Annotated in this window: 12 protein-coding genes; 9 read left to right on the forward strand and 3 right to left on the reverse strand. The window is 61.6% G+C overall.

Translation table 11 applies throughout. The features are described 5' to 3' along the window. Positions 1 to 59 precede the first annotated feature (59 nt). Positions 60 to 827, forward strand: coding sequence for an FCD domain-containing protein (locus ACYU03_RS03890; RefSeq protein WP_461888192.1), 768 nt, complete (start codon positions 60 to 62; stop codon positions 825 to 827). Between the two features lie 70 nt (positions 828 to 897). Here the strand turns inward: ACYU03_RS03890 and smpB are convergent, their stop codons facing one another. Further along, complete coding sequence (gene smpB / locus ACYU03_RS03895; RefSeq protein ID WP_461888193.1) at positions 898 to 1380, reverse strand: SsrA-binding protein SmpB; 483 nt, start codon at positions 1378 to 1380, stop codon at positions 898 to 900. 161 nt (positions 1381 to 1541) lie between these two features. Here smpB and ACYU03_RS03900 point away from each other — a divergent pair, with 161 nt between their 5' ends. Continuing rightward, a complete protein-coding gene (locus ACYU03_RS03900; protein ID WP_461888194.1) occupies positions 1542 to 1976 on the forward strand; it encodes a type II toxin-antitoxin system RatA family toxin in 435 nt (144 codons plus the stop codon). Continuing rightward, positions 1969 to 2286: an RnfH family protein gene (locus ACYU03_RS03905; RefSeq protein ID WP_461888195.1), complete on the forward strand. Its 318-nt coding sequence runs from the start codon at positions 1969 to 1971 to the stop codon at positions 2284 to 2286. Before ACYU03_RS03900 ends, ACYU03_RS03905 begins: the two co-directional genes overlap by 8 nt. A gap of 57 nt (positions 2287 to 2343) precedes the next feature. Here the strand turns inward: ACYU03_RS03905 and ACYU03_RS03910 are convergent, their stop codons facing one another. Then, entirely contained in the window at positions 2344 to 2868 is a 525-nt protein-coding gene (locus ACYU03_RS03910) for an outer membrane protein assembly factor BamE (protein WP_461888196.1), read from the reverse strand. Between the two features lie 97 nt (positions 2869 to 2965). Here ACYU03_RS03910 and fur point away from each other — a divergent pair, with 97 nt between their 5' ends. Continuing rightward, entirely contained in the window at positions 2966 to 3370 is a 405-nt protein-coding gene (gene fur, locus ACYU03_RS03915; RefSeq protein WP_461888197.1) for a ferric iron uptake transcriptional regulator, read from the forward strand. A gap of 70 nt (positions 3371 to 3440) precedes the next feature. On the opposite strand, the gene recN is transcribed toward fur, so the two are convergent. Then, positions 3441 to 5114 carry a DNA repair protein RecN gene (gene recN / locus ACYU03_RS03920; protein ID WP_461888198.1) on the reverse strand — a complete coding sequence of 558 codons (1674 nt, stop codon included), beginning with the start codon at positions 5112 to 5114 and terminating at the stop codon, positions 3441 to 3443. A 214-nt stretch (positions 5115 to 5328) separates the two neighbouring features. On the opposite strand from recN, the gene grpE reads away from it, so the two are divergent. The 5 genes from grpE to carA all read left to right on the forward strand — a co-directional run bounded on the left by grpE (position 5329) and on the right by carA (position 11534). Next, positions 5329 to 5883, forward strand: a complete 555-nt coding sequence (gene grpE / locus ACYU03_RS03925) for a nucleotide exchange factor GrpE (RefSeq protein WP_461888199.1) — start codon at positions 5329 to 5331, stop codon at positions 5881 to 5883. Positions 5884 to 5984: 101 nt separating this feature from the next. Beyond that, positions 5985 to 7907 carry a molecular chaperone DnaK gene (gene dnaK, locus ACYU03_RS03930; RefSeq protein WP_461888200.1) on the forward strand — a complete coding sequence of 641 codons (1923 nt, stop codon included), beginning with the start codon at positions 5985 to 5987 and terminating at the stop codon, positions 7905 to 7907. Between the two features lie 209 nt (positions 7908 to 8116). Next, a complete protein-coding gene (gene dnaJ, locus ACYU03_RS03935) occupies positions 8117 to 9241 on the forward strand; it encodes a molecular chaperone DnaJ (protein ID WP_461888201.1) in 1125 nt (374 codons plus the stop codon). A 12-nt stretch (positions 9242 to 9253) separates the two neighbouring features. Next, positions 9254 to 10057, forward strand: a complete 804-nt coding sequence (dapB, locus tag ACYU03_RS03940; RefSeq protein ID WP_461888202.1) for a 4-hydroxy-tetrahydrodipicolinate reductase — start codon at positions 9254 to 9256, stop codon at positions 10055 to 10057. A gap of 340 nt (positions 10058 to 10397) precedes the next feature. Further along, on the forward strand, positions 10398 to 11534 hold the full coding sequence (gene carA / locus ACYU03_RS03945; protein ID WP_461888203.1) for a glutamine-hydrolyzing carbamoyl-phosphate synthase small subunit: 1137 nt from the start codon (positions 10398 to 10400) through the stop codon (positions 11532 to 11534). The last annotated feature ends 35 nt before the right edge of the window (positions 11535 to 11569 follow it).

Here is an 11569-nt window from a genome sequence, read left to right on the forward strand (position 1 = left end):
GGGGCAGATAAGCCAGAATAGGGCGCCCCGAAAGCACTCGGGTTTGTGGAGAGCATGTGATGGTTTTTAATCAGGTCCGCCAGCGCCGTTTGTCTGACGATATCGTCGAACGGCTTGAGGGGATGATTCTCGAAGGCACCCTGACGTCCGGCCAGCGCTTGCCGGCCGAGCGCGTCCTGGCCGAACAGTTCGGTGTTTCCCGCCCCTCGTTGCGTGAGGCGATCCAGAAGCTGGTGGCCAAGGGACTGCTGGTCAGCCGCCAGGGTGGCGGCAACTACGTGGCCGAGGCGTTGGGCTCGACCTTCAGTGACCCGCTACTGCAATTGCTCGAGCACAACCCTGAGGCCCAGCGCGACCTGCTGGAGTTCCGTCACACCTTGGAGGCGTCTTGCGCCTACTATGCGGCGATCCGAGCCACCGACCCGGACCGTGAACGGCTCAAGTCGGCCTTCGATACGCTGCAGGACTGCTATGCTCGCGCCGATGAAGTCAGCCGGGCCGAGGAGGGCGCTGCTGATGCGCGTTTTCACCTGGCCATCGCCGAGGCCAGTCACAACGCGGTGTTACTGCACACCATTCGTGGCTTGTTCGACCTGCTCAAGCGCAACGTCGTGACCAACATCGGCGGCATGTATCAGCAGCGCGCAGAAACCCGCGACATGCTGATCAGCCAGCATCGGGACCTGTATCAGGCGATCGTCGAAGGGCGTGCGGAGGAGGCGAGGGAAGTGTCCAGCCGGCACATTCTCTATGTGCAGGAGGTGTTGGAGGAAGCGCAGGAAGAAGCCCAGCGAGTGGCTCGGGCAGAGCGGCGCAGCGGGCGTTGACCCTGCTGGATTCCAGCGTCATGCGCGAGCGGCCTGTGTCGCGATAGGCCGCCCCTGCAGGCTGCGTGAATCAGTCGTCGCGGCCCTTGCTGCGCACGGCCCGCTGCATCTCGCGATTGGAGTCACGCTCGCGCTGGGTGTCGCGCTTGTCGTACTCCTTCTTGCCCTTGCCCAGGGCAATCTCGCACTTGATCAGGTGCTTGCTCCAGTACAGCGCCAAGGCCACCGCGGTGTAGCCCTTCTGCTGTACCGAGGCCTCCAGCCGCTCCAGTTCGCGCCGGTTGAGCAGCAGCTTGCGCGTGCGCGTCGGGTCGGCGATGACGTGGGTGCTGGCGGTGGTCAGCGGGGTGATGTGGCTGCCCATCAGCCAGGCTTCGCCGTCCTTGAGCAGCACGTAGCTGTCAGTCAGGTGCGCCTTGCCGGCACGCAGGCTTTTTACTTCCCAGCCGGACAGGACCAGCCCGGCCTCGAACTTGTGCTCGATGAAGTAATCGTGTCGCGCCTTTTTATTCTGCGCGATGGTCCCGGTCGGATGTTTCTTTTGCTTAGCCATAGGGGCGGCATTATAGGCAGTCGCCGCGCTGTCGGCTACGGGGTAGAGGTGTGCTTGAGCCTGTGGGATGAATCCCGGACAATGCGTGCGCTGTCGTTTGTTCTGACTTTGTTCCTGATGCGCTGTGAAGCGCGCCGCCCAGCTTTGGAAGTGACGCCTGGATGACTACCCATATTCAACGTTCCGCCCTGCTGCCATACCCTGCCCAGGCCCTGTACGACCTGGTCAACGATGTGGCCCGATACCCGGAATTCCTGCCCTGGTGCTCGGCGTCGACGGTGATCGAATCCAGTGACACGCACATGCGGGCAAAGCTGGAAGTGGCCAAGGGCGGCATGAGCCAGCAGTTCGTTACAAGCAATGTATTGGTCCCGGGGCAGTCGATCGAGATGAACCTGGAGGAGGGGCCCTTCACCCAACTGCATGGTGTCTGGGTGTTCAAGGCGCTAGGTGAGAAGGCCTGCAAGATCAGCCTCGACCTGTCCTTCGATTATGCCGGGCCGTTGGTTCGGGCGACCTTGGGTCCCTTGTTCAACCAAGCGGCGAATACTCTGGTCGATGCTTTCTGCCAGCGGGCCAAGCAACTCAATGGCTGAGCCCATGCTGCGGATAGAAGTGGCCTACGCCACGGCCGAACAGCAATGGTTGTTGGCCTGCGAGATGGCGCCGGGGACGTCCGTGCGCGAGGCCTTGCGCCTGTCGGGGATTGCCGCTCAGGTTCCGGGGCTGGACATCGAGGCCTGCCCGGTCGGGATCTTTGGCAAGGTGGTCAATGACCCCGATGAGCGTACTGTCGCCGATGGCGACCGTCTGGAGCTGTACCGGCCATTGCTCGCCGATCCGAAGGAGGCGCGCAAACAGCGTGCGGCCAAGGTGGCTCGGAGCTACAAGAAGGCTCGGCACTGACCGCCAGGCAATAAAAAGCCCGGAGATGAGCCGGGCTTTTTATTGCCTGCGCAGTACTTACTGCGGCGAGGTTTCCAGCGGTGCTGGGGTTGGCACTGGGACGGTCTCGATGGTATCGATTTCGCTTTGGATCGACTCTTCCAGCGAACCAGGCCTGGCTGGCTTCTCTTCGGTTTGCTGGCTCGGTGTGGTGGCCGGGCTGACGGTTGTGTCGCCGCTGCCGCCGAGGATCTCTTGGTCACGGCTTACGCCAGGCATGAAATCACCGGACAGGCTGACCAGTTGGTCGCTCTCATTGAAGAAGATGCTCATGCGCTCCTGCTGACGCTGGCTGCCGCCAGGCTGCAGGCTGTAGAGGTAATCCCAGCGGTTGGTGTTGAAGGTGTCCTGAATCAGGGGGTTGCCCATGATAAACCTTACTTGTCGGCGGGTCATTCCAGGCCGTAATTGGTCTATCATGTCTTGCGTAACGACATTGCCCTGCTGGATGTCGATTTTGTAAACCCCGGGAAACGAGCAACCGGCGAGTGCGAGCAGTCCCACGAAGGTGAGGCTGGTTAGCAAGAGCTTGGTGTTTTGCATCGGTGGGCGACTTCCACTATCTTGGCTGGACAACGTAAACCCCGATCATACCCGTATTCAGAGAAGCTGCGAAGCAGCATCGGCGAGAAAGCTGACCATGGTTGAAAATAGCGAATTGCGCAAAGCCGGTCTCAAGGTGACCCTGCCTCGAGTCAAAATTCTACAGATGCTCGACTCCACCGAGCAGCGTCACATGAGTGCTGAAGATGTCTACAAGGCGCTGATGGAGGCTGGCGAGGACGTCGGTCTGGCGACCGTCTATCGCGTACTGACCCAGTTCGAAGCTGCGGGTCTGGTGGTTCGCCATAACTTCGACGGCGGTCACGCGGTATTCGAGCTGTCGGATGGCGGCCACCACGACCACATGGTCGATGTGGACTCTGGTGAAGTCATCGAGTTTGTAGACCCTGAAATCGAAAAGCGTCAAAAAGAGATTGTGACCGAGCGCGGCTACGCGCTGGTGGATCACAATCTGGTTCTTTATGTACGCAAGAAAAAGTAACGATTCATTTCGTCACTAATAGCAAAGGCGGCCTCAGGGCCGCCTTTGCGCTTTCAGGGCTGGGCTCAACTCAAGCTTTGCTCGCTACTACCATTTTGCGGGCATGGGCCAGGGACTCTTTGGTCAGATCGATGCCGCCCAGCATACGGGCCACTTCTTCGACGCGCTCGCGTTTGTCCAGGTTGGCCACGGCGGTATGGGTGGTGTCGCTGTTGCGTACCTTGTGCACGAACAGGTGGTGGTGGCCCTGTGCTGCGACCTGCGGCAGGTGAGTCACGGTCAGCACCTGGCCACGTTCTCCCAGGCGGCGCAGCAATTGCCCGACGATCTCGGCGGTGGGGCCGCCGATGCCGACGTCCACCTCATCGAACACTAGGGTCGGAATGCGGGAAGTCTGTGCGGTGATGACCTGAATCGCCAGGCTGATGCGAGAGAGCTCACCGCCCGAAGCCACTTTTGCCAAGCCCTTGAGCGGCTGGCCGGGGTTGGCGCTGACCAGTAGCTCGACCTGCTCCAGCCCGTGGGGTGATAGCTCGAGGCCGCTGCTGGGGATGAGCTCGATGCAGAAACGCCCGCCGGGCATGCCCAGGCGCTGGATCTCTTGCTCCACTGCGGCGGCCAGTTGTTGGGCGGCTTGTTGGCGCAGGGCGCTCAGTTCTTCGGCCTTGTCCTGGTAGTGCTGGGCGAAGGCGCTGAGCTCCTCGCCCAGACGCTCGATGGATTCGTCGCTGGCATTGAGCCCTTCCAGCTCCTCCATCAAGCGCTGCTGCAGGTGTGGCAGCTCGCTTGGGTGGACCCGGTGCTTGCGAGCCAGGGTATAGATGGTGTCGAGGCGTTCTTCGAGGGTTTGTAGGCGCATCGGGTCTGCATCGAAGTGGTCGAGGAAGCGGTTGAGCTCGCCGACCGCTTCTTCGATCTGGATCTGCGCGCTGGCGATCAGGTTGGCTGCCTCACCCAGTGCCTTGGGGGCGTTGGCAACGGCGGTGAGGCGGTTGAGGGTGGCCGTCAGTGCGCTGAGCACGTTGCCCGAGTCGCTTTCACTGCACTGGTCGATCACCTGGCGGCAAATGCCGAACAGCGCCTCAGCGTTGGTCAGGCTCTTGTGCTCCTGCTCCAGTTGTTCCAGCTCGTTCTCGCCCAGGCCGAGGTTGTCCAGCTCCTCGAGCTGGTAGCTGAGCAATTGGTGGCGGGCGCGTTGCTCGTCGCCGGAGTTGGACAGGCGCTCGAGCTCGAGGCGCGTCTGCCGCCAGCGCTGGGCTGCCAGCTGGACCTGCCGCGCCAGGTCGCTGGCGCCGGCGTATTCGTCGAGCAGGCGGCGGTGGGTATCGGTCTTGAGCAGGGATTGGTGCTCATGCTGGCTATGGATGTCGATCAGCAACTCGCCCATCGCCTTGAGGTCGCCAAGCGGGCAGGGGGTGCCATTGATATAGCCGCGGCTGCGCCCTTCGGCGGTGATGACCCGGCGCAGGATGCAGGGGCCGTCGCTGTCCAGATCGCGTTCGACCAGCCAGGCGCGGGCTTCGGGGATCGCCGCCAGATCGAAGGTGGCGAGGATGTCCGCCTTGTCCGCGCCGGGGCGTACCACGCCGCTGTCGGCGCGGTCGCCCAAGGCCAGCCCCAGGGCATCGAGCATGATCGACTTACCGGCTCCGGTTTCACCGGTAATGACGCTCATCCCGCGGGCGAGCTCGAGGTCCAGGTGTTCGACGATGGCGTAGTTGTGTATGGACAGGTGCACCAGCATGGAGGCGGCTCCCGAAAGGTCAGGTCTGGTTATTTATACAGTGTTTTTTGATTGCCTGACAATGCCTCGCGCGATTGTCGGAGTACCTCCTGTCGGCGGCCATTCGACCTCATGGAAAGCAGGGGTACCCCTTGAACCTGGCATTTCAGCCCCCATATAGCCCGCAGACAAAGCGAGCGAGGCTCGCACACCCTGAATTGCGGAGGAGAGACCTATGGCTGACGAACAGCTGGATGAACAGAATCTGAACACCGATGAAGCTGGTGCACAGGATCTCGGTGCCCGCGTACAGGTGCTCGAGGAGCAGCTGGCCGCCGCCCAGGATCAGTCCCTGCGTACCGCCGCTGAACTGCAGAACATTCGCCGCCGCGCCGAGCAGGATGTGGAAAAGGCGCACAAGTTCGCCTTGGAAAAGTTCGCTGGTGACCTGTTGCCGGTCATCGACAGCCTCGAGCGTGGCCTGGAGCTGTCCAGCGCCGATGACGAGACCATCCGCCCGATGCGTGAAGGTATCGAGCTGACCTTGAAGATGTTCCACGACACGCTCAAGCGCTACAAGCTCGAAGCCGTCGACCCGCACGGTGAGCCATTCAATGCCGAACACCACCAGGCCATGGCCATGCAGGAAAGCGCCGAAGTCGAGCCTAACAGCGTGCTCAAGGTGTTCCAGAAGGGCTACCTGCTCAATGGCCGCCTGCTGCGTCCGGCGATGGTTGTTGTCAGCAAGGCACCGGCAGCTGCCCAGCCTTCGATCGACGAGAAGGCTTGAAATCCGTCCGGGCATCCCCATCTAGGTGTCAAGCACTCAAGTATTACCGCAGTTGGCCAATGTAGCCGCTGCTGCCAAATTCAAGTTTCGGGAGAGTTAACATGGGCAAAATCATCGGTATTGACCTGGGGACCACCAACTCGTGCGTCTCCATTCTGGAAAACGGTAACGTCAAGGTTATCGAGAACGCTGAAGGCGCGCGCACCACGCCGTCGATCATCGCTTACGCCAATGACGGCGAAATCCTGGTTGGCCAGTCGGCCAAGCGCCAGGCGGTCACCAACCCGCATAACACCCTGTACGCGGTAAAACGTCTGATCGGCCGTCGTTTCGAAGAAGACGTCGTACAGAAAGACATCAAGCTGGTTCCGTACAAGATCGCCAAGGCCGACAACGGTGACGCCTGGGTCGAAGTCAACGGCCAGAAGATGGCGCCGCCGCAAATCAGCGCCGAAGTCCTGAAGAAGATGAAGAAGACCGCCGAAGACTACCTCGGCGAGCCTGTAACCGAGGCGGTCATCACCGTCCCGGCGTACTTCAATGACAGCCAACGTCAGGCCACCAAGGATGCCGGTCGCATCGCCGGCCTGGACGTCAAGCGCATCATCAACGAACCGACTGCCGCCGCGCTGGCCTATGGCATGGACAAGGCCAAGGGCGACCACACCGTCATCGTCTATGACCTGGGTGGCGGTACCTTCGACGTGTCGGTCATCGAGATCGCTGAAGTCGACGGCGAGCACCAGTTCGAAGTACTGGCCACCAACGGCGACACCTTCCTCGGTGGTGAAGACTTCGATATGCGCCTGATCGACTACCTCGTCGACGAGTTCAAGAAAGAAAGCGGCATGGACCTCAAGGGCGACCCGCTGGCCATGCAGCGTCTGAAAGAAGCGGCCGAGAAGGCCAAGATCGAGCTGTCCTCCAGCCAGCAGACCGACGTCAACCTGCCGTACATCACTGCAGATGCCACCGGTCCTAAGCACCTGAACGTGAAGATCTCCCGCGCCAAGCTGGAATCGCTGGTCGAAGATCTGGTCAACCGCACCATCGAGCCATGCCGCATCGCTCTGAAAGACGCCGGTATCGACGTCAGTAAGATCGACGACGTGATCCTGGTCGGTGGCCAGACCCGTATGCCGATGGTGCAGAAGGCCGTTGCCGACTTCTTCGGCAAGGAAGCACGCAAAGACGTTAACCCGGACGAAGCGGTTGCCATGGGCGCTGCCATCCAGGGCGCGGTACTGGCCGGTGACGTCAAGGACGTCCTGCTGCTGGACGTCAGTCCGCTGACCCTGGGTATCGAGACCATGGGCGGCGTGATGACTCCGCTGATCGAGAAAAACACCACCATCCCGACCAAGAAGTCGCAGGTGTTCTCGACTGCCGATGACAACCAAGGCGCCGTCACCATTCACGTGCTGCAGGGTGAGCGCAAGCAGGCCGCGCAGAACAAGTCGCTGGGCAAATTCGACCTGGCTGACATTCCGCCAGCGCCACGCGGTGTTCCACAGATCGAAGTGACCTTCGATATCGACGCCAACGGCATCCTGCACGTCGGCGCGAAGGACAAGGCCACCGGCAAGACCCAGTCGATCGTGATTAAGGCCAACTCCGGCCTGTCCGACGAGGAAATCGAGCGTATGGTGCGTGACGCCGAGGCCAATGCCGAGGAAGACCGCAAGTTCGAAGAACTGGCCGCTGCCCGCAACCAAGGCGACGCACTAGTTCACTCGACTCGCAAGATGGTCGTCGATGCCGGTGACAAAGTGACTGCCGACGAGAAGGCAGCGATCGAAACCGCGGTTGTTGCCCTGGAAGCTGCTGTCAAGGGCGACGACAAGGCTGCTATCGAAGCGAAGATCGAGGAGTTGTCCAAGGTTTCCGCGCCGGTTGCCCAGAAGATGTACGCCGAACAACAGGCTGAACAGCCTCAGGGCGGCGCGCAGCAGGCCGAACCGGAAGCTGGCAAGCACGACGACGTGGTCGACGCCGAGTTCGAAGAAGTTAAAGACAACAAGTAATTGCTACAGGTTGTCGGCCGGTTGGCTGCCTTTGGGCGGTGACTGGTAGGATGTCGCCGCGCGGGGGCTTGCTCCCGCGTTGGCGTGTCTGGAATACCCGAATTTTTACAGCATCTGTCAGGGCTCTTTCGAGTGTGGCGGCAGGTGCTGACGGCACCACGCGAAAAGCGCAGAGGTTTGCCGAACGCCCTCAAGAGTGCAAATGACATATGGCAAAGCGTGATTTTTATGAGGTCCTGGGAGTCGAGCGCGGCGCCAGCGAAGCTGACCTCAAGAAGGCCTATCGCCGTTTGGCGATGAAGTACCACCCCGACCGCAATCCGGGCGACAAGGAGTCGGAGGACAGATTCAAGGAGGCCAACGAGGCCTATGAGGTGCTGTCCGATGCCGACAAGCGCGCGGCCTACGACCAGTATGGTCACGCGGGCGTCGATCCGAGCATGGGGGCTGGTGGCGCTGGTTTTGGCGGGGCCAACTTCTCCGACATCTTTGGTGATGTCTTCAGTGATTTCTTTGGTGGTGGCCGTGGCGGTTCGCGTGGTGGTGCCCAGCGTGGCAGTGACCTGCGCTATACCTTGGAGCTGAACCTGGAAGAAGCGGTACGAGGCACCACCGTCAATATTCGCGTGCCGACCCTGGTCAATTGCAAGCCGTGCGATGGCAGTGGCGCGAAGAAAGGCTCCACGCCGGCCACCTGTCCGACTTGCGGTGGCATCGGCCAGGTGCGTATGCAGCAGGGCTTCTTCTCGGTGCAGCAGACCTGTCCTCGTTGCCACGGTCAGGGCAAGATCATCACTGACCCTTGCAGCTCCTGCCATGGCGAAGGCCGTGTCGAAGAGTACAAGACCCTCTCGGTCAAGGTGCCGGCGGGTGTCGACACTGGCGACCGCATTCGCCTGTCTGGCGAGGGCGAGGCTGGGACTCAGGGTGGTCCGACCGGCGACCTCTATGTGGTCATCAATGTGCGTGAGCACCAGATCTTCCAGCGCGATGGCAAGCACCTGTACTGCGAAGTGCCGATCAGCTACACCGACGCCGCCCTGGGTGGTGAGCTGGAAGTGCCGACTCTCGAAGGTCGGGTCAAGCTGAAGATTCCGGAAGGCACCCAGACCGGCAAGCAGTTCCGTCTGCGTGGCAAGGGCGTAGCTCCGGTGCGCGGTGGTGCGGCGGGCGACCTGATGTGCCGGGTGGCGGTCGAAACGCCAGTCAACCTCAGCCGTCGCCAGCGCGAGCTGCTTGAAGAGCTGCGTGACTCTCTGCAAGGTGACAGCTCCCATTCGCCCAAGGCCAATGGCTGGTTCGAGGGTGTGAAGCGCTTCTTCGGCGATTTGTAAAAGGAACAGGTTATGCGACGTATCGCGGTAATGGGCGCGGCAGGACGGATGGGCAAGACCCTGGTTGAAGCCGTGCAGCAGACTTCCGGGGCTGGCCTGACGGCGGCGATCGATCGTCCGGACAGCACCTTGGTCGGTGCCGATGCTGGCGAGCTGGCAGCGCTGGGACGGATCGGAGTGCCGCTGTCTGGCGACCTGGACAGGGTGGTGGACGAATTCGATGTGTTGATCGACTTCACTCACCCCTCCGTGACCCTGAAGAACCTGGCGTTCTGCCGCAAGGCGGGCAAGGCCATGGTCATCGGCACCACCGGTTTCAGTGTCGAGGAGAAGCAACTGCTGGCCGAGGCTGGTAAGGAGATCCCGATCGTCTTCGCCGCCAACTTCAGCGTTGGCGTCAACCTTTGCCTCAAGCTGCTGGATACCGCGGCGCGGGTGCTGGGTGACGAGGTGGATATCGAGATCATCGAAGCCCACCACCGACACAAGGTCGATGCGCCGTCGGGTACTGCCCTGCGCATGGGTGAGGTCGTGGCCCAGGCGCTGGGGCGTGATCTGCAGGAGGTGGCTGTCTACGGGCGCGAAGGCCAGACCGGTGCCCGCGACCGGCAGACCATCGGTTTCGCCACCGTGCGTGCCGGTGATGTGGTCGGTGATCACACCGTGCTGTTCGCCGCCGACGGTGAGCGCGTCGAGATCACCCACAAGGCCTCCAGCCGTATGACCTTCGCCAAAGGCGCGGTGCGTGCCGCGCTGTGGCTCGATGGTCGTGAGCCGGGCCTGTTCGACATGCAGGACGTGCTGGACCTGCGCTGATTCGGCAGGTTGCACAATCAAGGTAGGAGCCAGCATCAGCTGGCGGCGCAAGGCGCAGCCTTGCTACGGGTGTAGCGCTGCTGGGCCCCGCCCATCGCCAGCTGGGGATGGCTCCTGCCAAGGCTATGCAAGGCAGTTCCTGGGCTGTCGCAATCCTGTGTTTTAGAGGCACATGCGCGGTAGACCAAAAAACGCGTTTCCTGTAAGCTACAGCTTTAGTGTGTCCACTAAAAGCGCGCAGAGAATTCAGCATATAAGAGCGGGGTGACGTATCCAAACGTCATTCCGCTTTTTTGCAGCCTGCGATCGCCCCTTCAGGCTTGATTTACGGGAGGTCTTCTTGACTAAGCCAGCCATACTCGCCCTTGCCGATGGCAGCATTTTTCGCGGTGAAGCCATCGGAGCCGACGGTCAGACCGTTGGTGAGGTGGTGTTCAACACCGCAATGACCGGCTACCAGGAAATCCTGACCGACCCTTCCTACGCCCAACAGATCGTTACCCTGACTTATCCGCACATTGGCAACACCGGCACTACCGCCGAAGACGCCGAGTCTAATCGCGTCTGGTCGGCAGGCCTGGTGATTCGCGACCTGCCGCTGCTGGCCAGCAACTGGCGTAACACCCAGTCCCTGCCGGACTACCTCAAAGCCAACAATGTCGTGGCGATCGCCGGTATCGACACTCGCCGTCTGACCCGCATCCTGCGTGAGAAGGGCGCGCAGAATGGTTGTATCCTGGCTGGCGACGATATCAGCGAAGAAGCGGCCATCGCCGCTGCGCGCGGCTTCCCTGGCCTCAAGGGCATGGACCTGGCCAAGGAGGTCAGCACCAAGGAACGCTACGAATGGCGCTCCAGCGTGTGGAGCCTGCAGACCGATAGTCACCCGACCCTGGAGGCTGCCGAACTGCCTTACCACGTGGTCGCCTATGACTACGGCGTCAAGCTCAACATCCTGCGCATGCTGGTCGCCCGTGGCTGCCGCCTGACCGTAGTGCCGGCGCAGACCCCTGCCAGCGAAGTCCTGGCCCTGAATCCCGATGGCGTGTTCCTGTCCAACGGTCCTGGCGATCCCGAGCCTTGCGACTACGCGATCCAGGCGATCAAGGATATTCTCGATACCGATATCCCTGTGTTCGGCATTTGCCTCGGCCACCAACTGCTGGCCCTGGCCTCCGGCGCCAAGACCATCAAGATGGGGCATGGCCACCATGGTGCCAACCACCCGGTCCAGGACCTGGACACCGGTGTGGTGATGATCACCAGCCAGAACCACGGTTTCGCCGTTGACGAAGCCACCCTGCCGGGCAATGTCCGCGCGATCCACAAGTCGTTGTTCGACGGCACCCTGCAGGGTATCGAGCGCACCGACAAGAGCGCGTTCAGCTTCCAGGGCCACCCTGAAGCGAGCCCTGGCCCGACCGACGTCGCGCCACTGTTCGATCGTTTCATCGATGCCATGGCCAAGCGCCGCTGAGCATCCTGCGACAAGGCCCCGGGCCTGCGCTGGCC

This window comes from Pseudomonas sp. X10 (assembly GCF_054889225.1).